Genomic DNA, 24527 nt, shown 5'->3' with positions numbered 1-24527 from the left:
GGAGCCAATCCGAAATCATTTCCGCCGTAAGTCTTCTTCCCTCAAATCCTTGGGCCTGGCGAGAAGCCATCCGTCTGAGGTCGACCGGCTACGTCGGCATGCTCATCCAGTCCTTCAGCGATCTCGACAGGGATCGCGCGGCTCGTCTTCTGGGCATGCTCCCAGGGAGCCGCGGTCTCGAAGGTAGACCTGCGTCTGACTCAATGCTTCTCCGGGTCGGCCAAAAGCCTTCGCCAGTCGGTAGGTCCTGACGTTGGAGCGAGAATTCGGCTCATCTCGACTCCAAGCTTACGCAGAATTTGAACAGATAAAACACGTACAAGACTCAGTCCTTCCTCAGCCTTGTCGACAACCATTCCCCAATCGATTCCCGCGCCTTCTTTGTCGCTGCTACAGTCCTCTCGGCGACGTCGCTGAGCACGACGGTCACGCGATCTGCCGTCGACGGGCGGGTTCGGTAAAGAGCGGAAAGAGCCTTGAGCTCTTTCTGGTAAGTGTGCGGAAACAGCGTGCTTGTGCTTAGCCAGGACATCGTTCGCTGCGTAGTTATCTCTACTGCCGAGCTCTTGTCATCTCGGATGCTCTTCAAGCGACACCATGCTTCGCGAAGGAACGCTACCTCGTCGCCGATCCGTCCATTGATATAGCTGCTGATTGCGGCTGGCGTGGCCTCGGGTTGCCTTGCCTTCAGGAGCGCACTCTTCTCTCTCAGTAGATCGTCAGCTTTCTCGATCAGGCACGATAGTGCAGCTCGGGCGCTCGCTTCCCACGCGAGATAGGTCTTGTCCTGAATCAGGCCGTCCATTGCGTTCTTGATCGCCCCGGATTGTCGCTGGGTCAGGATAGGCACGACCGCACCCAATACCAGTGCGCCCGCAGGGCCAAAAACAAGCAACCCAATCCCGACGCCGGCGTAGTTCCCAGCGACAGCCAAGCCTGCCCGCGTTCCGCCATCAAGCAGGACCTCTTGAAGCGCTTGGGTTCCTGTGATTTCGTTCCTGTGGACGCGCTCGATATTTCGGATACCGCTCAAGGCCACGACAAACAGCGGAACGTCCGGATGCAACATGTCGTCGCCGGCCTCGATCGATGATCGGGTTACATGTTCCACGACTTGGTTACTGTAGCCTTCCACGAAATGGATCTGGTCAGTCCACTCCGGCGGCGCGTCTCCGTACCGCTCCGACAGCTGACCGGCAAGCTCCGAATTTGCGATCACCGGATAGTCATAGCCGCGATCGAAGTGATTCTTGAGCGAAGAAAGGTCGCCGACATCTTTGACCTGATACTTCGTCCCGTCCACCGAGATATCCCAACCAGCCTGGTTGGAGGTCTCGGGAAATTCGACGAGATGGCCTTGCTCCATCAACTGTGCTGCAACAACCCGCTCCGCGACGTATCCCTTCAGGTTGCTGATGGCGCCAGTCGCAGCATCGGAGTGCATCGCTTCCATCTTGTGCGCGAAAGCCGAGAATGCAACGGGGTCATCCAAATCCTCCACCCGTGAGAAATCGGCTGCACCCAGGACCATGGGGTTCAGGCTCCAGGCGCTGTATAGAATGTCTCCGAGCGTGAGCCCGGCTAGCACAACGTCCTCGCGATGTTCCCGTCGCCGGTCGTCCGCCAGCCCGCTCAACCTGTCCAGGCCTGGGTCCGTGCCAACCGGGCGCTCGAAGATCCCTGCTACTCGAGGATCAAGCTTCGACGCCCTTCTGCGCACAGGTTCAATCAGCTTCCAGTCGGCCTGGTAGCTGGCGAGAACCTCTGTCGGCAGCCCTCCGGATTCGCGCATGCTCTGGAGCGCTGAAAACGCATCTGGCATGGCTCGCGCACCGGCAACACCCGCATCCAAGCCATTCAGGGCCAGCAGCGACACGACCCGCACAGCTATCCCACCGCGCACCTGCTGGTTCGCTGAGCGCGTGGCCCACCAGCCCATGCCGACTGTCGCAGCGACAATGGTAATGGGGTTGGAAAGGACTGCGACGACCGACACCAGGGCGGGTCCGCTTACCAGCGGAATGAACGCAGATGCTTGAGCGGCAAGAATGTAGGCGGAAAAACCCGCCAAGCTGACGCTGGCGCCGAACGCACCCAAACCGCCACCCGTAATCAGGATCTTGCCCAGGGCGGCATCGTTCAATTCGTCGCTGCCAACTGCACCCATCAGGCGCTGTCGATCCTCCTTAGGGAGCTGCGAAAGTCGAGCTCGAGTCTCGGACAGGAGGTCTTCTCTGACCTGCTTGGACCCGGCATCGGTCGCCTGCAGGAAAGATGACATCAGTTCCTCCATCGTCTTTCGTGCGAGCGAGTCGAGGGTGGTAGGGAGGTCGCGAGGCTCCTTCAGCCCATACTTCTCGGCTAGCTTGGCGGCGCGCCCGGGCTGGATGGAATGCAGTGCCCGTGCGACTAGATCGTCCGCAGCTGTGTCAGCAGCGCGCAACGAAGCAAACGTGAGCGGTGGAAGTTCGAGCGCCTCGCGGAGATACATCCACAACAGAACACGCAGCTCGTCGTCCGTCAGCTTCGATTCGCGCCACGCGTCTAGACTGCCCTTTACCGCAGCAGCCGCTTCGGCTTCATCGGTTTCTTTGCTTGCGGTCCTATTCGACTTCCACTTCTCGATCAGTGTGCTGATGCGTCGCTGCAGCGTGCTGTCGTCAAACAGGGCCAGGCACGCGCAAAGAAAATCCCGCGGTGCGGCCCCCAGACCTGCGACGATGTCGCCGGAAGAAAGCACCGGAGGGGCGCCGACGGTGGTTGAGCGGCCCGTCTTCACGTGCTGCGGCACCGTCGGACTTCTGACACCAATGCAGCCATGCGTTCCCAGAGTCAGACAGACAGATAACAGCTAAAGTGTCACGGTGAACCACGCTACGCAATATTGGCGCGAGCCTCGAGCCAACTGCAACCCGGCGATGGCCAGTACCAAGAAATATTCGCATCTTCGTTCCGGAGGCAGCTGCGTACGGTCAGCTATACATTGCATAGGGCTGGGGCAAGATCTCAGGCTCCACCTGTCCGTCCAGATATCGGCGGACAACGCGAAGGCCATTCATCTGTCCTACCATCATCAATTCAAGCGCGGTCTGCCCAGAGAACTGCGGCGCAATATTTGGCCGCCTGATCCAGCTGTCCGCCTGCCTCCCGTCCGAGAATATGGCGTGAAGCGCGCTGTATATGCCTATGACACAGCTGATTCGCTCCATCGAGTCGCTGGAAAGACGGCCGCGGTGCTCGCGTCTCCAGCGATATAACGTCGAGCAAGCCGGCAGGCCGAGAAGGCACCGCTCCTCGCCCGCGGATAGGTTCCACCTTCTCGCGATCCGAAAGAAGGCCCGCAAGGCAGGCCCAACGAGGTGGCTGCGATCTGTTGACCTAGCCGATTTGGTCATCACGAGAGGTTGTAGTGCATGTGCGAATAGTGCTCAGTCGTGCCCTTCGGGTTATTCGCGAGCAACTCAAGTACCGGCTGCGGGATGTAGCGCTTCACCTCCGCGAAATCCGGAGAAGGGTCGTCCCACTTGAACGTGGTCAAGCCTGGGTGGTAGTACTCCGGGACTTTGTCCCTGAACACGTGCTCAGCGTGGTTGACGCTTGAGGCGATCACGACAAAGAGGGTTACCCCCTCGCCGGTGGCGTGATAAAGGGAGAAAGCAACAACGGCTTCGTTGATGTCCATAGGTATTCCTTGGTCGATACATTGGGTGGCCGTATGGGAGCGGCCGAGGTAGTTGGCTAGCCTTCTTCGTGCGCGCCGTGCCGGTAGCCGCGCAGCCAGTCGGGGTTATGTTCGGCGGAGAGCTGGGGCATCCATGGCTGGGCTTCGATCGCCATGGCGATGTGTCGGAGCGCTCCGGTCGATGGGTAGTGCCGAAGCAGTCGATGAGCTTCTGACCGGATGGACTCGGGTAGCGTGGGGTCAGCTCGCAGGTCCTTCAGGAATGCCCCGGCCTGAACCAGGGCGCGCGTGCGCTCATCAGGCGTGGTCATGAGCGCCCCCGCTGGCTTCCTTGATGGGGCCAGTGGTGCCCCACGTCGCCTCGAACTGGGCTCGGGATCGCTGGTCCGGTTCGCGTTCCCTGAGGCGCCCACCTGCGGGCTGTTTGGCGGCGGTCACCAGGACCCTCGAAGCCCTGTTTAAGCGATCCCGCAGTTCGGGGTGCTCCGTCGCCTGTCCGAGGGTCTCCATCCAGGCGTGTCCGCCTACGTTGAGGGCCGGCCGGAACCCACCTTGGCCAAGCAGCGTCCTCGCGACGAACCAGTTCAACGTTCTCCGCCAGGCAACCGAAGAGGGGTCGGTGACAACCTGGATGCTCCCGCGAGACTTGCCGTGCTTCGGCATCCTCTGCGGGCGCCCAAACAACTCGGATTCGGCTGGGAGCACGCGGGCCGCCAAGGGCAGGTCGGCGCCCTCCTCCATGCTCGCGCCCAAAGCGCGAATGCGCTCAACCAACTCAGGCCAGGCAACGACGCAGTCACGGCGCCCGCTGGCCTCGTCTACACGAAACTTCAGGAACCCGCGCTCGAACGCCATCACCAAACGCGTCATGGCTGCGTCGGAGCGGGCATCCTCGTTAGCTTGGCCCACCAAGGCCAAGTCCGAAGCCAGCCAAGGACATTTGTCCACAGTTGCGGGCGACGGGCTAGCGGCCCACGCCAGTGGGAGAACGCGCTCGCCGCACTTCCTGATTCGCCGCCAACGAACCAGGGGCTTCCCGTGCAGATGACAACAAGTGGCGCTTTCGGAAGCCCACTGCCAGCGGAAATAGGGCGTCCGATGGCTGGCAAGATCCTCCTGGAAGCACAGCGGGCAATAGTCGTTCCGCCAGGATGCGGCCAGGAAGTCGTTCGGTACGCTCTGAAGCTCCAGGGGGAACGCAGGAGCCTCCAGGCCCAGGGCCGACCCAAGTGCAGTGTTGATGTTCCTGGGCAGATTGCGGTCGACATCGGCCGAACGACCGCTCCATTGCCAGTTGGAGTCGAGCGTCTTGAAGAGATCAAGGCGACTGAGTCCATAGGACGCGCCCACCCTATCGATGAAGGAAGAAACCGTCTCATCCTTGTTCATAGGATCGGTGCGGAGGATCAGGGGGTTGGGTCCCCGGGGGGCATCAAGCAGCATGGTTCAGCTCCTGCTTGATGAACTCGATATCCGGCCGATACCTGGCGCGACCAAGAAGCTCAACGGTGATCCTCTCCGTACCGTCCACCATGGCCCACAGCGCGGCGTTCCGCAGGCACCGCAGGATGCCATCAGTGATACCGCCGGATCGCTTCACAAGAAACTCCTGGATGCTTTTCTTGCTCAGGCCGCTCGCCCGCTTCAGGGGAAGCGTTCGCTCGTAATCGGAGAGGAAGGTAGCCAGGTCGTCTCCAACCTCCCACGCCGGCAGCGGCATGATTTCAAAGCGAGCGGCCAGGTGAGGGTCGAGCTTGAAGGGCGTCGATTCAGGGTTGGTGCCAAGCGCGAGCACCGGCAGGCTCAGCTCGTTCATCAGGTACTTGATCACTTCCATGACCCGCAGCTGCTCCGTCTCCTGGGCGCCCAGCAGATCCTGCGTTTCATCGAGAATCAGCAGCCCACAATTGAGCCGCCGCAGGTGAGCCACGACTGCAATCTCCTGGTCGCCAATCGTCACGGTCTTGCCGATCGGCGCGCCAGTAGCCTCCAGGATCCGATTCAGTACGGCTTTGGTGCGCCTTGCGCCCGACATGGAGATGGAGACGGCGCACCACGCACCCTCGTTGAGCGAGTCACGAGGCCGGTTCTGCATCGGGAACATGCGCGCCAGCTCCTGGGAGAGCAGCGTCTTGCCCATGCCAGGATCGGCAGCAAGGAAGATGCCGCGAGCACGGCTTCGACGAGGCTCGCGAACCATCCACTCGGCTTCGTTCAAAAGCCCAAGGAAGTTCGGGTGGTACAAAGTCACGTCAGACAGGATGTGCCGAGCCCGCTCAGCCAGGGACAGAGACAAGACGGGAACAACGTTTTCATCGAGGTGGGAATTCTCAGGAGAGCCCCCATCCTTGGCTACGGCATGCTCATCCTTAGCCGCAACGTTGCTGGCGACCGATTCCGAGGCCTCCAACGGGTTGGCTTCCGCAAACGCGGTTTCGCTGGTCATGCGCAAGCTCCCTCAGCAATGCGGGCAGGCCTGGACTTGGTGATCCGCGGCGCAGCCTCGTGGGACATCATGGTGACCGGCGCGGACGGCGCCGGCGGCGTCTTGCGTGCCGCGTCAGTCCGCTTGGCCGACTCTTCGAGAAGCGACTTCATGCGGGCATGCGACTCATCCTTCTTCTGGACGATGCGCGGATCCTTGGCGGAGGCACGCTCTTGCGAACCTCGGCGCCGGACATCCGCGAAGGCAAGCCCGTCCCTAGGTGTGCGGGAGAAGCACTTCGCGATGACGAGCTCTCCATTCGGAACACGGACGTAGACCACAGAGGCGTCAAGCGGGTGGTAGTGCACGGCAACTTTGTGGTCATCACCGACCCATTTGAGGAACTTGTCGTCCCAATAGTTGCCCCCCTTGAACTCGACACCCACTCGTCGGAGAACCCGCTGCTCCGCAGGCAGGAATGCGCCAAGGACTTCCAGCTGAGTTCCCTTGAACTTCGGCGGCGAATCGCCGAAATGGCTGTTCCAAGCGACGATCGGAGGCTTGTTGATCCCCTTGTGAAGACTGAGGTGATAGTTGGAGACGATCTGCTCGGTGAGCCAGGTGCAGAACTCGCGAAGGGTCATGAAGGCCTTCTTCTCCGCGTCGTAGTCTCCCTTCTCAACTGTGTTTCTCTGGGTGGTGCCGGGGAGTAAGTGAACGCGACCCATCACCGTTCCGATTAGCCGCTCAATCGACGCGCCCATCTCGGGTGAACCAATAGGGCGGTGCTGCAGCTTGACCGACATCTGCTCGCAGCCGCGCCGCAAAGCCATGGCCCGAAACTCCATGGCGTTGTCGGACATGATCTCTTCCATCACGCCCTGGCAGGGCCAGTCCCCGACTACACCGTTCGCAGCGAGCCAGGCTTCCTTGGGGAGCAGCGCGTTCGCGAGGCACATCGCCACGCTGGCGGACGACGGTCGCTCGAACGAAACGTACATTCCCACTACCATCCGGCTGAACACGTCGATGGCAAGCGTCAGCCAAGGCCGACCTAGCACCTCGCGGACGGGGGTGTCGGCCACGAGAATGACGTCACAAAGGGTGTGATCGATCTCAACCCGCTGAAGCGGATAGTCCGCCGGGGCGTGCCCGGCTGCCGATCCATGCTTCTCCTTGGCCCGCTTGGAACCTTCACGGCGACGCAGCTTCAACTCCGAAGCAAGGGTCGAGAGGCGGCGTCGAATGGTGTTTTTGCAGGGCGGCTTGAGGCCAGCTTGGCGGCATTCGACGGAAATGCAGTTGTAAAGATGGTCGAAGGACGGCTTCTCCTCGCGCAGGTAATCGCTCTCGATGTTCTTGGCGATGATCAGCTCCATCTCCACCGCCATGTTGCGCGTGCCAACCTTGGGCCCCGGTTTCTGGGGCAGAAGCGCCATCGGCCCTGCGTTTTCACGGTATTTCGCGATATACCTGGCAGCCTGACGGGTCGAGACCTCAAAGTCCGCCGCGATGGACTTCACGAGATCCCCAAGGCCAGCCTCGTCCTTGAGTCCCTGTTGAATGGCTGTGGCAAGCGACGCCGCTCGCTCCCAGTCCGTGACCTTGATGGCCATGCTGCTGTGAAGCTTTTCATTGGCGGTCGGAACGGGACTCAGTTCAGACACCATCGCCGGAAGCACATGGCTAGAATCCTTTAGCTGGACCATGGCAATGCCATCTGCCTCCGCAACGAGCGAGACCGTTGCACCCTTGTGCAGGTACTCAGCGCCAACCTTCAGTTCAATGCCCATTGGCGGTCCTCCCCCATGAAGAAAGCTCGCGACGGGTGACCAGGACGCGAGGCCCTTGCCCAAACGCCAGCATGGCCGCCTCTGAGCGAGAAAGCGCCTCGCCAAGAGAATCGAGCTTCTCGTGGGGCTTGCATTCAATGAAGGTGCGTTTCTGAAAACCGCGATCGGCCCACGCCGACGGAACGTCGCGCCAGACCACCATCAGGTCAGGCGTGTACCGGAAGCGGCGCTTCTGGAACATGTAGTAGATCGTCACCGGCTGAGAAACGATCTTCTCGACTTCGGGCTGGGACGCAAACAGACTGATCGTGTCCCTCTCGATCAGCGATTCGAAGACGATGGCGCCGTGGCCCGGGCGAACGGGGTGGTACCCGCGGATGTTGTGGCCCCGCGACAGCGGAACCTTGCGCTCGGCCCAAGCAGCCGACAGCACGATGGCGGTATCGGAGGGCGGGCGAACCGTGGCGGGCGGATAGTGATCCGGGGCCGTTTCCTGAAGGAAGAACATGTTTGAAGCTCCTGTGTCGTGGGATATGGAAATCCGGACACGCAACCGCCCGTGGGACGCCAAGTTGGGTTGACGGCGTCCTATCGGTGGTGCGAAGCTTCAGGCGTCAGGGACCTAATCTGACCGCTTGAAGATTCGCAGAGCCCGGCCATTCCAGTGGTCGGGCTTTTGCGTTTCCGGGGTTGGGACTTTTAGGTGGTCGTTTGTCCTCCTTGGTTGTGGTCGATGGCCTGGTCGCGATGCCGGAGCAGAAAGGCGGAAACGTCCCGTGTCATGGCGAACTTTCCCCGTCGGCCCGGCAGGGCGAACACGGGGAGCCCAACGCCCTCCCTGCGCAGTGCCTGCTGGAACGCATCGGCGGACCCGTATCCGAGCAGTCGGTACAACGCCTCCCCGCCGACGACATGTCCATGGGTCCTCAGCAGGTCGTCCGCCAGGGACTCGGCCGGAACCCCGCCACTCACCTTCCCCTGGAGGTCGGTGTCACTTCTCGTTGCCACTGGTTGCCCCTCGTTGCCTCTGGTCGGGACCAATGATCTGGACGCCCGGACCGGAAACCAAGAGGCAACGAACTCGGGTAAATTGGTTGCCGCCATGAATGAGCTCGAGAAGTCCTCAAATTCGCTGCGCGCACGCACCTGGTACTCGGCGTGCATGGCTGAGTTGGGCCTCAGCGACGCTGAGATGACGGAGAACAAGGGCGCAACCTCCTATGCCGATTTGCACAGGCGGTTCGTGATTCCGCAGCTCCCCAGGTGGGCGCAGGACATGGTGGTGGCCGAAGGAAAGCGCCTCAGGACCTTTCAGAACATCAGGGACAAGGGGTTTGACCCAACTGCCTCGTCTGTTCGCGTCCAGGCAAGACACGCTCCGAAGGGTTGGAAGGGCCGGACTCGGGCTGAGGCAGAGGGCCAGGCCTTCGTACTGCTACCAGTGAACTTGGTGGAGGCGACCCAGGCCTCTTGTCCACGGGCTGCGGCATGGTTCAAACAGGGTGTCTGGAGTGTCTGGTCCAGTGCCAACTACCGCGCTGACTTGCTCCAAAACTACATGAAGCAGACTCTCGGCAAGCTGGGTCTGATCAGGACAAGGCAGGTTCGAACGCACTTCTACTCACAAGCCATGATTGAGAACGCAAAGCCGGACATTTCGAAGCCATATGTTCGAAGGTACGAGCCTTGGACACGGAATCCCCAGCCGCAGCACCTTGATCTGCTGGCGGGTTATGTGGCGGAAGCAACTTTGTTCGGCGATCGATCAAGTCTCTCCAGTCGGTCCGAAGAAGTGGCGAGATTCCTTCGCCAAGCCGAACGTAAGGAAGTCGCGTACTTGCCAGTCAGCGAGATTCGAGCCCATGTTGCACTCTGGCTTTCCGCTTGCGATGAAGTCATCGATGAAAGGTTTGGCCCATTGGCCTCGGATCGATGGATCAATCCAATTCTGCTTTCCGAATATGAGGACCTTGTTCAATCTGGGGTAATAGCTCTGGGATAGTGAGACGACGCCTCACACTTCCAGAAAATTGCAGGCGATGCACTGATTAAGATCTTGTTCTAACTATTACTAGGGGCTTAAGCGTGAAACTGGAAGACATTAAAGCGGGCGCTCTGGTTTCCGGCATTGATCCTTCCGGACCCGTAACCGTCGTGTCCAGCGAACCAGTTGGCGCCGATGCCTTTACGGTCTACTTCAAGCGGGCAGATAACTCCATATCGGAGCAAATGCTTTTCCGGTCGCATGAAGCCTCGCTCAACATCGCGAGTGTCGGACGCCCTTGGGCTTTCGATGCCCCAGCGGAAGACTTCAAGCTGGCCACCGAGGCCTATCGAATCAAGCTTGCCCATCTGTTCGATCCCATGATGGCCGTGCACACCTCGGATGTGGAGCCGCTTCCCCATCAGATCTCGGCTGTTTATGAGGCGATGCTGCCTCGCCAGCCGCTGCGCTTCGTTCTGGCGGATGATCCCGGCGCAGGCAAGACCATCATGGCTGGCCTGCTGATTCGTGAGCTGATCATGCGCTCCGACGCCCACCGCATCCTCATTGTTTCCCCTGGTTCGTTGTCGGGGCAGTGGCAGGACGAGCTCTGGGAGAAGTTCGGGCTGAAGTTCGACATCTTCAGCAAGGAGAAGCAGGAGTCTTCTGCCAGCGGAAATTACTTCGACGAGCAGGATCAGGTAATCGCCCGGCTCGACCAGCTGTCTCGAAGTGAGGAGCTCCAGGAGAAGCTGAATGCGACGCACTGGGACCTGATCGTGGTCGACGAAGCGCACAAGCTCTCGGCCAACTATTTCGGCAACCAGGTCAATGAGACACTCCGGTTCAAGCTGGGCAAGCTGCTGGGATCGATCACGCGTCACTTCCTGCTGATGACGGCGACCCCGCACAACGGCAAGGAAGAAGATTTCCAGTTGTTCCTATCCCTGATCGATAGCGACCGCTTCTACGGCAAGTTCAGGGAAGGCGCGCACAAGGTCGATGTGACGGATCTGATGCGGCGCATGGTCAAGGAAGAGTTGCTGAAGTTCGACGGCACAAGGCTGTTCCCCGAGCGCAAGGCCTACACTGCCAACTACCTCCTGTCAGAGCGGGAAGCGTCGCTGTACGCGCACGTCACCGACTACGTCCGTAACGAGATGAACCGTGCGGACAACCTCGATGACCAGAGGAAGAAGGGCAACGTCGGGTTTGCTCTGACCCAACTGCAGCGCAGGCTGGCATCCAGTCCGGAAGCTATCTTCCAATCCCTCAAGCGCAGAAAGAAGCGCCTCGAGGACCGACTCGAGGAGATGAAGGTCGTCGCCAGAGGCAATCGTCTCGGCCAGACCCTCACCACCTATAAGCCGGTGGTGATCGATGTACCGGAGAACATCGACGAGTCCGAGGACGCCCTGACGCCCGAGGACTACGAGAACTTCGCCGAGCAAGTGGTCGACCAGGCATCAGCCGCGGAGACCATTCAGGAACTCGAAGCCGAAATCTTCATCCTCAAGTCCCTCGAGCACGAGGCGGCCGGTGTCGTCACGTCCGGCAGCGACAAGAAATGGGAACAGCTGTCCCAGATCCTGCAAGAGCAGCCGGAGATGCGCGACTCGCAGGGAAACCGTCGGAAGATCATCATCTTTACGGAGTACCGCGACACCCTGAACTACTTGTCCGCCAAGATCGGCGGCCTGCTGGGCAAGCCTTCGGCGGTAGTGACGATCCATGGCGGTACCAATCGCGACGAGCGGCGGAAGATCCAGGAAGAATTCCGCCAGAACAAGGAGGTTCTGGTGCTGGTGGCAACCGATGCCGCCGGCGAGGGCGTGAATCTCCAGAACGCCAACCTGATGGTTAACTACGACCTGCCCTGGAACCCGAACCGAATCGAGCAGCGTTTCGGCCGAATCCACCGCATCGGCCAGAGGGAGGTTTGCCACCTCTGGAACCTTGTGGCCAGCGAGACCCGCGAGGGTGATGTATTCCGGCGCCTGTTCGAGAAAATCGAGATCGAGAAGCTGGCGCTGGGCGGCCGGGTCTTTGATGTCCTGGGCGAGGCCTTCGACAACCAGTCCCTGAAGGACCTTCTGGTCGAAGCCATCCGCTACGGCGAGAGCGCAGAGGTGAAGGCCAGGCTGCACGAGGTCATCGACAACACGCTGGACTCCGAGAAGCTCAAGGAGATCTTCAAGCGCAATGCGTTGGTCGACAACCACATGTCCCTGGAGTCCCTGTACGCCATCAAGGAAGAGATGGACAAGGCCGAGGCGCGGAAGCTCCAACCGCACTTCATTCGCTCCTTCTTCCTAGAGGCCTTGGAGCGCTTGGGTGGCGAGGCCCGGCCACGCGAGTCCGGACGCTTCGAGATCCCGCATGTCCCGGCCGTTATCCGGGAGCGTGACCGGACCATCGGCGAAACCCGAACCCCGGTGCTTCGTGGCTACCACCGTGTCTGCTTCGAGAAGAAAGATGTCCGCGTTGACGGGAAGCCGCTCGCGGACCTGATCCATCCGGCCCACCCCTTGATGGGATCGGTGCTGGACCTGATGCTCGAGAACCAGCGCTCCCGCCTCAAGCAGGGCACGGTACTTCTCGACCCGGCGGACGACGGCACTGAACCCCGGCTGCTCCTGTTGATCGATCACAGCGTCCGGGAGGGCGCGGGTGACGACGCCAAGACGGTGTCCCGCCGTCTCCAGTTCGTCTCCGTTTCTCCTAGCGGCGAGACCCACTTCGCTGGCTGGGCGCCTCACCTGGATCTCATCCCCCTGGCCGCAGACCAGATGGCGGCCGCGGCCAGCCTTCTCGACCAGCCATGGCTGAAGTCCGGTATCGAGACGAAGGCGCTCGCCTATGCCTCCAGCGCGATCGTGCCGGAGCACTACGAAGAAGTCCGAACCCGCCGCCTTGCCCAGACGGACAAGATCCACGTGGCCGTCAGGGAGCGCCTGATCAAGGAGATCAACTACCTGACCCACCGCTACATTGAGCTGGAGGCAGAGGTCCGTGCGGGAAGGCAGCCCCGCATGCAGCCCGACCAGCTCAAGAAGCGCGCGGAGGAGCTCACGGCTCGCCTTCAGGCCCGGGAGAGGGAACTGGAGTCGATGCGCCACCTTGTATCCGCCACCCCGGTGATCGTGGGCGGTGCCCTGGTTCTACCCGCAGGGCTGTTCGCCGAGCCGGGCCGAAGCCCGGGCCTGTTCGCCGCCGACGCAGCGGCCCGTGCCCGTATCGAGCGGATCGCCATGGAGGCCGTTTTCGCGGCTGAGGCAGCGCTGGGGCATGTAACCAAGGATGTGTCGGCTGAGAAGTGCGGCTGGGACATCACCTCCCACGCGCCTACCGCGGGCGGAAGGCTTCAGGACGCCAGGCTGATCGAAGTGAAGGGCCGGGCGAAAGGCGCAACCACGCTGACGGTCACCCGGAACGAGATCATCACCGCCCTGAACAAGCCGGACCAGTTCCTGCTGGCGATCGTCCTGGTGGGCGAGGACGGGCAGCCGGAGGGCCCGTTCTACCTGGACAAGCCGTTCGATACAGAGCCGGGCTGGGCGGTCGCCAGCATCAATCTGGACCTTGCTGCTCTACTGAAGAGGGCAAAACGCAACATAAAATAGGACATTGCCTCGGACATGTTCGTGGAAAAGAAAGGCATAAATGTCTGTTTTAAAAAGCAAATAAGAAGATTTGTAGATAGACATTTCTAGGCCCATAATCCGGGGATGACTACACCCATCCTCCGAATCGAAACCGAACGCTTTGGCCCCTTCACGTTCCAAGTTGGGGTCGACCTGACCGCTATCGCCGTTCCTATGGTGCGGGCCGAAGATGCTTGGCGCCGGTTCAGCGCCTCCCCGCTGGCTCGGGTAGCCAACCAACTGCAGCGAGAGGTCCTGGTCCAATCCGTATTCGGTACAAACACCATTGAGGGCGCCAATCTCACTGAAGAGGAGACAGGGCGAGCTCTCGACCTCGATCCGGCAACGGTCCAAGCCGAGCAGGAGGTTCGGGTCAGGAACATTAAGGCTGCCTATGACCTCGCCGTAGCTTCCTCCGAAGATCCAGATTGGCGCTTCTCCGTCAACTACATTCGAGCCGTGCACTCAGAGATCTGTCGTGATCTCCCGCATCCTGATAATCGGCCTGGACTCCTTCGCGATAATCCAAAGGAACGGCCCACGTTCGTCGGTGACGTAGAGCATGGTGGACGGTACAAGCCGCCCCAAAACGGAAGGGACATCTCACGGTTGCTGGATGGATTGGTCAGCTGGCATCAAGATCTTGTTGATGCCGGAATATCCCCCTTGCTGCGCGCGCCTCTGGTGCATCTTTACTACGAGCTGATTCATCCGTTCTGGGACGGAAATGGCCGTGTAGGTCGCGTTCTCGAAGCAACTTTGCTGCGTCACGCAGGCTACAAGTACGCCCCCTTTGCGTTGGCAAAATATTACCAAGAGCATATCCACGAGTATTTCACCCTGTTCAATGCAGTGCGCAGGGCTGAGGAAAAGAAAGAAGAGTTCCCCAACACTACTTTCGTCGCATTCCATCTCGACGGGCTTCGCATCGTCATTGACCGGTTACATGATCGCGTCAACGAGATGGTCGGGATGCTTCTATTTGATGCTGTCGTCAGGCAGCACTTGGACAACAAGCAAATCAACCCGCGGCAATACGCTATCGTCAGACACGTCATTGAGCATGGTCGCCCATTGCCACTGACCGCCATGCGGGGGGATCCCCGTTACCAAGCCATGTATCTGAAGAAGACGGACAAGACTCGCCAAAGAGACCTTAAGCGGATCTTGGAGCTCGGCCTGCTGCGGGCTGATGGTCAGGGGCAGCTTTGGCCCGCCTTTACCGGAGTGCTCGGGGGCGGGAAATGAGGCCTCGGAACCCACAAAAAGAGACGCCCGCTTGTGGCGGGCGTCGGGCCGGAGATGCTATCTCCAGCGGGGTTAGGCCCATAGTGTCGCCTCTAGGCGTCGCCGGAGTCAATAGCGATCTGCCGGCTATTCAGGAGGCGGCATGACCCGGGTCATTGCCTATGTAGACGGCTTCAACCTGTACTTTGGATTGAAGAACTCTGGCTATAAACGACTCTACTGGCTGGATGCCAGAGCTCTTTCGACCAACCTGTTGAAGGAAGGTCAAACATTGTCTGCAGTCCACTACTTCACCGCACGTATCCGAGACAACGGAAAGAACCAAGAAGATCAGAAGCGTCAGAACACTTACATTGAAGCTCTGCAGTGTAGCGGCGCTCAGTGCCAGTTCGGACACTATCTTGAGAAGACAAGAACGTGCAGAAAGTGCCAGGCGAGTTGGCCGGACTACGAAGAAAAGATGACAGACGTGAACATTGCCATCCAAATGATGGCGGATGCCTTTGACGACGCTTTCGATACTGCGCTTGTTATTTCTGGCGATAGCGACCTTACAACGCCAATCCAAAAGATTCGCGAGAGATACCCGTCAAAACGAGTCATCATCGCATTTCCTCCGAAGAGACATTCTTCCGAACTCAAAAGAGTGGCGAATGGCCACCTAACGATTGGCGAAGACAAGTTGCGAGCAAGTCAATTTCCGGAGCAACTGACGAAGCCTGACGGCTTTGTCCTGTCGCGCCCAACAACATGGAAGTAACGATGCCCATTCGATCGCCAAAGAAACTTATTGAGGTTGCACTGCCATTGGCGGATATCAACGCCGAAGCCTCGTTGCGAAAGAGAAAAGCTCCATCGGGCTATCCGACTGCGCTACACAAGTGGTGGGCTCAGCGCCCACCCGCCGCGGCGCGCGCGGTGCTTTTTGCTCAGCTCGTCAACGACCCCGGGTATGAGTCCGGCCAAGGATTTCAACGGGGAATGAACAAGAAGGACGCTGCGCGTGAGCGAGAGCGGCTTTTTGAAATTATTCGGAAATTGGTCCTCTGGGAAAATACTAACGATCAAACGATCCTCAGGGCCGCACGCGAAGAGATACGACGCAGTTGGCAAGAAACGTGTCGTTTAAACGCGAGGCATCCGAACGCCACCGAACTTTTCAACCCGGAGAACCTCCCGGCTTTCTACGACCCGTTTGGAGGTAGTGGATCGATCCCGCTCGAGGCGCAACGCCTGGGCCTGGACTCACACGCATCCGATCTAAATCCGGTTGCGGTCGTACTCAACAAGGCAATGATTGAGATCCCGCCAAAGTTCGCAGGCCGCCCAGCCGTTGGGCCTCTGCCTCGGAACAAGGAGGCAACCGAACGCCGTACGCGAGAAATGCACGAGGACTGGTCAGGTGGCAAGGGGCTAGCCGAGGATATTCGGCGCTACGGGCACTGGATCAGGGACGAGGCGGAAAGGCGAATTGGACACCTATATCCCAGGATCAGAATAACTAAAGAGATGGCAGAGGCTAGGTCAGACCTAAAGTCGCTGGCTGGCCAGAATCTAACAATCGTAGCTTGGCTGTGGGCGCGCACAGTGAAGAGTCCGAACCCTGCGTACACGGAAGTCCAAGTACCACTGGCGTCAACGTTCTTGCTTTCCACTAAGCCAGGCAAAGAGGCATGGGTTCAGCCAGTAACAACTGGAGGCACCTACCGTTTTGAGGTCCGTACAGCTATCGCCGGTCACGGCAAGCCACCGGTTGGGGCGAAAGGGGGGACGAAAGTTTCTCAAGGCTCGTTCCGGTGCCTCATGTCGGATACGCCTATAAAGTATGAGTATGTGGATGAAGAAGCGAATGCTGGGCGCATGGGCGCAAGGCTGATGGCAATCGTTGCTGAAGGAAGCCGCGGCAGGGTCTACCTAGACCCGACCGATGACATGGAGGCTATCGCAAAATCGGCGGCACCGGGCTGGGCGCCAGACACGCCTTGCCGTGGAACTTTTGCCAGTAATGCGCTTGGCCGTAGATATGGTTTCAACGTCTTCGGCGATTACTTCACTGCACGCCAGTTGGTCGCGCTCTCCACACTCTCAGATCTAGTAAGTGAAGCAGGCGACCAAATCCGATCTGATGCGGTGAATGCAGGAATGCCAGATGACGGGGTCGGACTTGAGGCCGGCGGAACTGGCGCAACCGCATATGCAGAGGGTGTCGCCACCTACCTCGCCTTTGCGGCAAGCCGGGCGTACGACTATGGATGTTCAATTTCAACCTGGCGACCAAAAGACAGTGCTATGCGCTCCGGTATGTCCAAGCAAGCTGTGCCTATGACTTGGGACTTCGCAGAGGGCAATCCATTCGGAGAGTCGAGTGCTGGCTTTGTCGAGTGCGCGAACGTTGTCTCGAAAGTGGTTGCGACGTCCTTAGCACCCTTCGACAGCAGTCCGGGGCACGCCATGCAGCGAAACGCCGCAGGTGCCTTCCCCGATGGATGGCGAAAAATGCCTGTCATAAGCACCGATCCACCGTACTACGACAATATCGGTTATGCGGATCTTTCGGACTTCTTCTATGTTTGTATGCGAAGAATCCTTCGTGGTCAGTTCCCTGGCTTGTTCTCAACCTTAGTTGTGCCAAAAGCGGAAGAGCTAGTGGCGACCCCGTATCGTCATGGCGGGAAAAAGGAGGCTGAGAAGTTTTTTCTCGATGGCATGACTGACGCCATGCATCAGATTGCGGACGCATCACACCCTGCGTACCCGATAACCATCTACTACGCGTTCAAGCAATCTGAAACCAAGAGCAAAGGCACGGCTTCTACAGGCTGGGAGACTTTTCTGGCCGCGGTCATCCGGGCCGGACTTTCGATCTCGGGAACGTGGCCAATGCAAACTGAAGGTGACAATCGACAGGTTGGCGTCGGCAGTAACGCGCTAGCGTCGAGCATCATCCTTGTGTGTAGGCCAAGGCCAAAGGAAGCTATTTCGGTATCTCGCAAGGAATTTCTGCGGGAGCTCAAGGGTGAGCTTGAGGATGCACTTGTGGCGATGCTCGGCGGAGAAGGAAATCTATCCCCAATTGCGCCGGTTGATTTGGCCCAGGCTGCAATTGGACCGGGAATGGGTGTCTTCTCCAGATACTCAGCTGTATTGGAAGCGAACGGCGAGCCAATGTCAGTTCACACTGCGCTGACACTGATTAACAAGCAGGTCGATGAGGTTCTAGGCGGCGAAACGTTTGACGCTGGAACTAACTTCTGTCTTGGCTGGTTCCAGGATTTCGGATGGTCCGCAGGTGAGTTCGGAACAGCAAATACGCTAGCCCAGGCAAAAGCCACCTCTGTCCTTGCAGTGGAGCAGGCTGGAGTGATCACGGCGAAGGGCGGAAAGGTGAAGCTGTTGAGGCCTGCCGACTATCCCGCTGGTTGGGATCCGCAACACGACAATAGGACTCCCGCGTGGGAGGCTTTGCATCAGCTTGTGCGCGCGTTGAGCCAAGGTGGAGAAGCGGCAGCCGGCGCACTCTTGGCCCGCATGCCGGAAAGAAGCAGCGATATTCGACGACTGGCATTTTGGTTATATACGCTGTGTGAGCGAAAAGGCTGGGCAGAGGATGCGCGCGGATACAACGAACTTGTTGCCACGTGGCATGCGATCGAAGCCGCGTCTCATGATCTGGGACAACTGGGCGCACAATCTAGATTGGATATCTGAAACTGGTAGTCCAGCCAATCGAATGGGGTGAGATATGGTTGCCAAGAAGCAGGCCGAACGAAAGCACGAGGTGCGTGCGCAGCTTCAGAACGTCGAGCTGGTAAAGGCGAAGTCGTCTCTGCGGCTTGAGATATTCGCGAAAAAGGAAAAGCTTGGCGAACTTGAGGTCGGTCGTGGTGCCATTTACTGGTACGGAGCAAACCGGCAGAAAAGTAAGCGCATCAACTGGTCAACATTCGCCAGGATGATGGATGAGCTGGCCTACGGCGATAAAGCCTGATGCATGTCGAGCACGCACTAATCGACTGTCAGTTGGCATAACGAGATACGGAACCGACACCTATGACCCTGAAGCCGTGGCGCGAGATCGCCATTCCCCATGAAGACGTCCTCAAAGGAACGTTTCAACAGGCGGAGTTCGCAGCCGACATCACTCGCGTTCAGGCGCGAACCGCCACAGCGGAGTACCAAGATCCAGCGCTGTTCTTCCGGAGGACCTTCATTACCGAAGGCATGAGCCTGCTTCTCGACTCCGTGGTTCGCCGACTCAATGGGCAGGGCGGAGATCCGGTCATTCAGTTGCAGACTGCGTTCGGCGGTGGCAAGACGCACACCATGCTGGCTGTACTTCACCTATCGGCTGGCGAGGCGCCCGCGCGCGACCTCGAGGGCATTCCAGCGATCCTGGACAAGGCCGGGGTGCAAGACCTCCCCATGGCAACAGTCGTGGTGCTGGACGGCAACCAGCTGGCGCCGAACCAGCCACGCAAGGTCGAAGGCCATGAGATCCGCACTCTCTGGGGCGAACTGGCCTGGCAGCTCGGCAAGGCAGAGGGCTACGCGCTCATCGCCGAATCGGATCGCGCCGGTACCTCTCCCGGCAAAGATGTCCTGGCTGACCTGATCCGCAAGTACGCGCCATGCGTCATCCTGGTGGATGAGTTGGTGGCCTATATCCGTCAGTTCGAGCCCGGCAAGACCCTGGCCGGCGGCACCTACGACTCCAACTTGTCCTTCATTCAGGCCCTGACTGAGGCGCTCAAGGCGGTACCCAATGCCCTGATGCTGGCCTCCTTGCCTGAGTCTGAGCGTGAGGCCGGCAGTGACCGTGGCGTGGCGGCCCTGAAGACGCTCGAGCATTACTTCGGCCGCGTGCAGGCCATCTGGAAGCCGGTGGGCACGGAGGAAGCTTTCGAGATCGTCCGCCGCCGCCTCTTCGCGGAGATCCGGGACCGATCCGCCGCCGATGAGGTCTGCCGAGCGTTTGCGGACCTCTACGTGCAGCACGGAGGAGACCTTCCGAGTGAGACTCAAGAGGGGCAGTACCTCGCGCGGATGCAGAGCGCCTACCCGATTCATCCGGAGTACTTCGAGCGCCTCTACAAGGACTGGTCGTCCCTGCCCAGCTTCCAGCGGACCCGCGGCGTCCTGAAGCTCATGGCCAAGGTGATCCACCGGCTCTGGCAGGACGGCAACCAGGACCTCCTGCTCATGCCGGGCAGCACGCCCTTGTACGACGCCACGGTCCGGGCCGAGATGCTCAATTACCTCCCCCCGGGCTGGGATCCCGTCCTGGAGCGGGACGTCGACGGCGACCGCTCCGAGCCAGTGGACATTGAGCAGCGCGAACCAAAGTTCGGCTCCATCCAGGCCTGTCGTCGGACCGCCCGGTCCATCTTCTTGGGCAGCGCCCCGACCTCCGTCAACCAGATGACCCAGGGCCTGGAAACCGAGCGGATCCTGCTGGGCTGTCTGCAGCCAGGCCAGGCGCCCTACGTGTACCGGGATGCCTTGAGCCGCCTCGAAACCCGCCTCACCTACCTCAACAAGGGCAACGGCCGCTGGTGGCTGGACGTCCGGCCCAACCTGCGCCGTGAGATGGAAGACCGCAAACGCCGGTTCAAGGACGACGAAGATGTTATCCCCGCCATCCGCGAAACTCTTCAGCGGGTTATCGGCGGCGGCCCCTTGGACGCGACGCATATCTTCACGCCCAGCATCGACATACCCGACGACTGGGCGCTTCGCCTGGTCGTACTGCCGCCACGGGCGACCCATGCCCGAACCGGCGGCAGCCAAGCCATCTCGGCGGCCTTGGCCCTTCTGCGGAACCGGGGCGAACAACCGCGCCAGAAGCAGAACCGCCTCGTCTTCCTGGCGGCCGAAACGGACCAGCTTGGTCACCTGATGGACACCATGCGGACCCTGCTGGCCTGGAAGAGCATCGTCATAGACGTAAGGGACAACAGAATCACCCTCGACAACCTGCAGGCCAAACAGGCTGAGCAGAACGGGAACCAGGTCCAGGAGGCGGCCTATCGCCTGGTCAAGGAAACCTACCGCTGGCTGCTGACGCCGTTCCAGCAGGCGCAGGCCGGCGGCGGCGTGGGCGAGATCGAGTGGGAGTCGCTGCCGCTGAACCCCGCGGCCCAGAACATGACCAAGGAGATCGAGGGGGTCCTGCAAGACAACGAGCTCGTGATCTCCGAGTGGGCCCCCATCCACCTCAACCGGCTCTTGAAAGCTTGGTTCTGGAAGAACGCCGAGCCGGATTGCTCGGCAGCCGATCTGTGGCAGAAGTCCTGCAATTACCTCTATTTCCCGCGACTCCGGAAGTCGACCGTGGTGCAGAACGCGATCGCCGCCGGCGCCGCCAGCCGAGACTTTTTCGGGCTCGCGTACGGCAAGGAAGCCGGCGAGTATCGTGGGTTCACGTTTGGGAAGAACACGACACCCATGATGGACTCGCTGTTGCTGGTTGAGCCGGATCATGCTGCTGCCTATCAGGCGCAGCTTGATGCGGTCCAGGCGGCCGCGATCTCTGCGACCCCGCCAGGAACAACGCTCCCCACGCCCGGCACCCCTGGAGTTGGGCCTAGTCAAACGCCGCCTGTGTCGGCAACACCGGCCTCCAAGCCCAAGCACTTCTATGCAACCGTGGAACTTGACCCGGTCAAGGCCTCCTTGCAGTTCTCGAACATCGTCAACGAGGTTGTCGAGCTGTTTACCGCAGCGCCAGGCACCCGTGTCCGCATCAAGGTCGATATTGACGTTCTCAGCAATACCGGCTTCGAGGACGGCACTGTTCGCGCAGCAAAGGAAAACACGAAGACGCTGAAGTTTGACTCATCCGAGTTCGAGTGACTTCAAGTGATGAAATGGCTCGACAAGGGGATTGACGCATGAGCGACGCAGCCGAAACGAACACGCAGCTCGAAAAGGCGCTAATGGAAGTCGCCATTGAAAGCTGGCGACTCTCGAAGCTATTCATCCGAGCAATATCCAAGCTCGATGCGGGGGATGGCAGCAAGTACGCCAGTCAGCTCCGATACTTCCAAAAGCGCATAGAAGAAAGTCTCGAATCAGGCGGCCTCCGACTGGTGAATCTTGAGGGTCAGCCCTTTGACGCTGGCATGGCTGCGTCCGCCCTGAATGGCGGAGATTTCGGACCCGACGACGTGCTCATCGTGGATCAGATGGTCGAGCCAATCGTCATGGGGAAAGATGGCCTCAAGAAGGAAGGCACCGTTATGCTCAGGAAGGTGGTCGCATGAAGTACGTCGGCATTGATCTTGGAACCACCAACAGCGCCATCTGCTCATTCGATGGAGAAAACGTCCGGCTGTACAAGAGCCAGGACCAGCACGACGTTACGCCGTCGGCGATCTTCATCGATAAGCGCGGAAACAAATACATCGGCTCTCGCGCATACAACAACGCCGCGAAGAATCCGGATAACGCCGCCACCCTGTTCAAGCGCCTGATGGGTACCAGCACGCCCGTGAAACTCCCGGCCGTGAACTTGGTCATGACGCCGGAAGACTGCTCGGCTGAAGTGCTTCGGATGCTGTTTAGCTACTTGCCCGAAGAAATTAGGAATAGTGGCGAGACCGGCACCGTGATCACGGTCCCCGCCGCCTTCAATCAAATGCAGAAGGACGCAACCATGTCCGCCGCCGATGCGGCCGGCATTGGTCGCGTTGCGCTAATGCAGGAACCGGTGGCCGCAGTCATGAGTGTGATGCGCCAACGGAAGAACGACGGGATGTTCCTCGTCTACGATCTTGGCGGCGGAACCCTGGACGTCGCGTTGGCAGAGTGCGTCTCCGGTCGAGTCAGTCTGTTGGCGCACGGCGGCATTGCCATGTGTGGCGGGCGCGACTTCGATCGGATGCTCTTCGACAACGTTGTCAAACCGTGGCTTCTGAGAAAGTTCAAGCTTCCCGAAGAAATTGCTACGGATCCCAACTATCGTTCGCTCCTGCGGATGGCCACATGGGCGGCAGAGAAGGCAAAAATCGAACTTTCCCAAAAGGAATCGACTGTCATCAGTCTGCCGGAGACCGAACTGGGTGTTCGAGACTTGGCTGGCGAAGAGATCTACCTCGATATCCCGCTTGATCGAGCAACCTTTGACGAGCTGATTGCACCAAAGCTCGCTGAATCAGTTACGGCCACCAGGGAAACGATGGAGAAGGCCGGTCTAAGTCCACACGATATCGAACGCGTTGTTTTTGTGGGTGGTCCAACCCACTACAAGCCACTAAGGGACAAGGTCGCTTTCGAACTTGGCGTCGCGGCTTCCACCGAAGTGAATCCGATGACCGCGGTTGCCGAGGGCGCCGCCGTGTTCGCCGAATCAATCGACTGGTCCTCCATGGGCCGTGGACGAAAGTCATCCCGTGGCCAGTTGAGTGCAGGCGGTTCTCTGGATGTTTCGTTTAGCTACATAGCCAGAACGCCTGACTCGAAAGCAAAACTGGTAGTCAAGGTGGCCGGGAGCGTGGCATCGGGGTCCGAGTTCCAGGTCGACAGTCTGGACACCGGTTGGTCTTCGGGCCGAATACCGCTCAAGGATGGCGCAGGCATCGACTTGATGCTTTCGAAGCCCGGCGAGAACACTTTCAAGGTATTCGTTTTTGATAAGAGTGGCGGCCCAATCGCTCTTGGCGAAGACAAGATTGTTATCTCCCGGACCGCGGCCAGCATCGACGCTATCCCGGCCTCTCATTCGATCTCGGTTGAGGCACGCGACAAGATTGGCGGCCGCTTGGTGCTCGACTTCCTGGTTAGAGAGGGCGATCAGCTGCCAAAGAAAGGAAAGAAAACTTTCAAGGCAGAGGAATCGTTGAAAGCAGGCAGTGCCGGTTCGATCAAGTTCAAGCTTTGGGAAGGCGAGATTGCCGATCCGATAACGAGCAACCGGCCGATTGGCATGTTTGAGATCAAGGGGGCCGACTTCGAGGACGGCGTGATCGCCGCCGGGGCGGACTTGATTTGCGAGTACGAAGTGTTGGACTCCGGAAACATTGTCCTGGAGATCACTGTTCCATCGATCGGGGGCTCATTCCACAGCGGGCGGAACTTCTATTCCCGCCAGGATGGGCAGATCGACTACTCAGATGCATCGAAGTTGGTAATTGAGCAGGCTAACCAGGCCATAGCCCGCTTGGACGATATGGCATCCAAGGTTGAGGACGAAAGGCTTGACCAAGCGCGGGAGCGCCTGGAACAAGCGGCTGCCGTAACCCCGGGCGAGTCGGATCCGGAAACCACCAAGCAGGCAATGGATGATGTCCAGGAAGCGAAGCGGCTGCTGGCAATGGCCAGAAAAGAGCATCTGAAGGTGATGCGAAAGATGGAGCTAGACCACGTCGTTGGATTCTTCGATGAGGTTGTAAGACAGCATGCCAGGCCGACGGAAGAGACTACGTTCGACAATCTTGCAAAAACAGCTCAACGATCAATCGACAACAACAGCGGCGAGTTCGAAGCTCACCTTGATGATCTCCGGCACAAGAACTTCCAGATTCTCTGGCGTCAGGACTGGTTCGTGATCGACAGATTCAAAGGCCTCGCCCAGAGCCCCCACTTGTTCCAGGGTGGAGCCGAGCATGCCCAGCTCGTCGCTATGGGCCTTGAGGCACTGAAGCTAAACGACATTGATAAGTTGCGGGACGTCGTATCGCATCTGAACTCGATCCGGATCGGATCGCCAAGTGAGGACGACATGATATCCGGCGCCAACATCGTTAGGAGTTGA

Annotated in this window: 17 protein-coding genes; 9 read left to right on the top strand and 8 right to left on the bottom strand. The window is 59.5% G+C overall.

Going from position 1 to position 24527, the window contains the following annotated elements; translation table 11 throughout:
* Nucleotides 1-325: 325 nt before the first annotated feature.
* The 8 genes from N787_RS11365 to N787_RS11335 all read right to left on the bottom strand — a co-directional run bounded on the left by N787_RS11365 (nt 326) and on the right by N787_RS11335 (nt 8408).
* Entirely contained in the window at nt 326-2791 is a 2466-nt protein-coding gene (locus N787_RS11365) for a hypothetical protein (protein WP_156969015.1), read from the bottom strand.
* Between the two features lie 181 nt (nt 2792-2972).
* Nucleotides 2973-3395, bottom strand: a complete 423-nt coding sequence (locus N787_RS15475; protein ID WP_052575412.1) for an antitoxin Xre/MbcA/ParS toxin-binding domain-containing protein — start codon at nt 3393-3395, stop codon at nt 2973-2975.
* Complete coding sequence (locus tag N787_RS11355) at nt 3395-3682, bottom strand: hypothetical protein (protein ID WP_034214118.1); 288 nt, start codon at nt 3680-3682, stop codon at nt 3395-3397. Before N787_RS11355 ends, N787_RS15475 begins: the two co-directional genes overlap by 1 nt.
* Nucleotides 3683-3738: 56 nt before the next feature.
* Nucleotides 3739-3993, bottom strand: a complete 255-nt coding sequence (locus N787_RS14800) for a BPSL0761 family protein (RefSeq protein WP_156969014.1) — start codon at nt 3991-3993, stop codon at nt 3739-3741.
* Nucleotides 3980-5125 (bottom strand): TniQ family protein, encoded by a 1146-nt coding sequence (locus N787_RS14795; protein ID WP_084590779.1) that lies wholly within the window; start codon nt 5123-5125, stop codon nt 3980-3982. Before N787_RS14795 ends, N787_RS14800 begins: the two co-directional genes overlap by 14 nt.
* A complete protein-coding gene (locus N787_RS14450; protein ID WP_084590778.1) occupies nt 5115-6128 on the bottom strand; it encodes a TniB family NTP-binding protein in 1014 nt (337 codons plus the stop codon). Before N787_RS14450 ends, N787_RS14795 begins: the two co-directional genes overlap by 11 nt.
* Nucleotides 6125-7900 (bottom strand): Mu transposase C-terminal domain-containing protein, encoded by a 1776-nt coding sequence (locus tag N787_RS11340; protein WP_052575410.1) that lies wholly within the window; start codon nt 7898-7900, stop codon nt 6125-6127. Before N787_RS11340 ends, N787_RS14450 begins: the two co-directional genes overlap by 4 nt.
* Entirely contained in the window at nt 7890-8408 is a 519-nt protein-coding gene (locus tag N787_RS11335) for a TnsA endonuclease N-terminal domain-containing protein (protein WP_034214109.1), read from the bottom strand. The genes N787_RS11340 and N787_RS11335 overlap by 11 nt, the downstream gene beginning before the upstream one ends.
* A 594-nt stretch (nt 8409-9002) precedes the next feature.
* Here N787_RS11335 and N787_RS15070 point away from each other — a divergent pair.
* The 9 genes from N787_RS15070 to N787_RS11300 all read left to right on the top strand — a co-directional run bounded on the left by N787_RS15070 (nt 9003) and on the right by N787_RS11300 (nt 24527).
* A complete protein-coding gene (locus tag N787_RS15070; RefSeq protein ID WP_156969013.1) occupies nt 9003-9902 on the top strand; it encodes a hypothetical protein in 900 nt (299 codons plus the stop codon).
* Between the two features lie 83 nt (nt 9903-9985).
* Nucleotides 9986-13507 (top strand): helicase-related protein, encoded by a 3522-nt coding sequence (locus tag N787_RS11325; RefSeq protein ID WP_034214105.1) that lies wholly within the window; start codon nt 9986-9988, stop codon nt 13505-13507.
* Between the two features lie 105 nt (nt 13508-13612).
* The gene (locus N787_RS11320) at nt 13613-14776 is read left to right on the top strand and encodes a Fic family protein (protein ID WP_034214104.1); all 1164 of its coding nucleotides are present in this window, start codon (nt 13613-13615) and stop codon (nt 14774-14776) included.
* 142 nt (nt 14777-14918) lie between these two features.
* Nucleotides 14919-15536, top strand: coding sequence for an NYN domain-containing protein (locus N787_RS14790; RefSeq protein ID WP_084590777.1), 618 nt, complete (start codon nt 14919-14921; stop codon nt 15534-15536).
* A complete protein-coding gene (locus tag N787_RS14785) occupies nt 15527-18484 on the top strand; it encodes a DUF1156 domain-containing protein (RefSeq protein ID WP_211252163.1) in 2958 nt (985 codons plus the stop codon). Before N787_RS14790 ends, N787_RS14785 begins: the two co-directional genes overlap by 10 nt.
* Before the next feature lie 34 nt (nt 18485-18518).
* Complete coding sequence (locus N787_RS11315) at nt 18519-18764, top strand: hypothetical protein (protein ID WP_034214100.1); 246 nt, start codon at nt 18519-18521, stop codon at nt 18762-18764.
* A 62-nt stretch (nt 18765-18826) separates the two neighbouring features.
* Nucleotides 18827-21628, top strand: coding sequence for an ATP-binding protein (locus N787_RS11310; RefSeq protein WP_034214097.1), 2802 nt, complete (start codon nt 18827-18829; stop codon nt 21626-21628).
* A 38-nt stretch (nt 21629-21666) separates the two neighbouring features.
* Entirely contained in the window at nt 21667-22038 is a 372-nt protein-coding gene (locus tag N787_RS11305) for a hypothetical protein (protein ID WP_034214094.1), read from the top strand.
* Nucleotides 22035-24527, top strand: a complete 2493-nt coding sequence (locus N787_RS11300) for an Hsp70 family protein (RefSeq protein WP_034214091.1) — start codon at nt 22035-22037, stop codon at nt 24525-24527. The genes N787_RS11305 and N787_RS11300 overlap by 4 nt, the downstream gene beginning before the upstream one ends.

This window comes from Arenimonas metalli CF5-1, from assembly GCF_000747155.1.
GTDB classification, from domain to species: Bacteria; Pseudomonadota; Gammaproteobacteria; order Xanthomonadales; family Xanthomonadaceae; genus Arenimonas; species Arenimonas metalli.
This window is presented reverse-complemented; position numbering and strand designations above follow the sequence as displayed.

Bases quoted from the DNA above. Each gene is read 5' to 3' on its own strand.
- N787_RS15475 (WP_052575412.1), bottom strand. From the start codon at position 3,395: ATGACCAAATCGGCTAGGTCAACAGATCGCAGCCACCTCGTTGGGCCT.
- N787_RS11355 (WP_034214118.1), bottom strand. From the start codon at position 3,682: ATGGACATCAACGAAGCCGTTGTTGCTTTCTCCCTTTATCACGCCACC.
- N787_RS14800 (WP_156969014.1), bottom strand. From the start codon at position 3,993: ATGACCACGCCTGATGAGCGCACGCGCGCCCTGGTTCAGGCCGGGGCA.
- N787_RS14795 (WP_084590779.1), bottom strand. From the start codon at position 5,125: ATGCTGCTTGATGCCCCCCGGGGACCCAACCCCCTGATCCTCCGCACC.
- N787_RS14450 (WP_084590778.1), bottom strand. From the start codon at position 6,128: ATGACCAGCGAAACCGCGTTTGCGGAAGCCAACCCGTTGGAGGCCTCG.
- N787_RS11340 (WP_052575410.1), bottom strand. From the start codon at position 7,900: ATGGGCATTGAACTGAAGGTTGGCGCTGAGTACCTGCACAAGGGTGCA.
- N787_RS11335 (WP_034214109.1), bottom strand. From the start codon at position 8,408: ATGTTCTTCCTTCAGGAAACGGCCCCGGATCACTATCCGCCCGCCACG.
- N787_RS15070 (WP_156969013.1), top strand. From the start codon at position 9,003: ATGAATGAGCTCGAGAAGTCCTCAAATTCGCTGCGCGCACGCACCTGG.
- N787_RS11320 (WP_034214104.1), top strand. From the start codon at position 13,613: ATGACTACACCCATCCTCCGAATCGAAACCGAACGCTTTGGCCCCTTC.
- N787_RS14790 (WP_084590777.1), top strand. From the start codon at position 14,919: ATGACCCGGGTCATTGCCTATGTAGACGGCTTCAACCTGTACTTTGGA.
- N787_RS14785 (WP_211252163.1), top strand. From the start codon at position 15,527: ATGGAAGTAACGATGCCCATTCGATCGCCAAAGAAACTTATTGAGGTT.
- N787_RS11315 (WP_034214100.1), top strand. From the start codon at position 18,519: ATGGTTGCCAAGAAGCAGGCCGAACGAAAGCACGAGGTGCGTGCGCAG.
- N787_RS11310 (WP_034214097.1), top strand. From the start codon at position 18,827: ATGACCCTGAAGCCGTGGCGCGAGATCGCCATTCCCCATGAAGACGTC.
- N787_RS11305 (WP_034214094.1), top strand. From the start codon at position 21,667: ATGAGCGACGCAGCCGAAACGAACACGCAGCTCGAAAAGGCGCTAATG.
- N787_RS11300 (WP_034214091.1), top strand. From the start codon at position 22,035: ATGAAGTACGTCGGCATTGATCTTGGAACCACCAACAGCGCCATCTGC.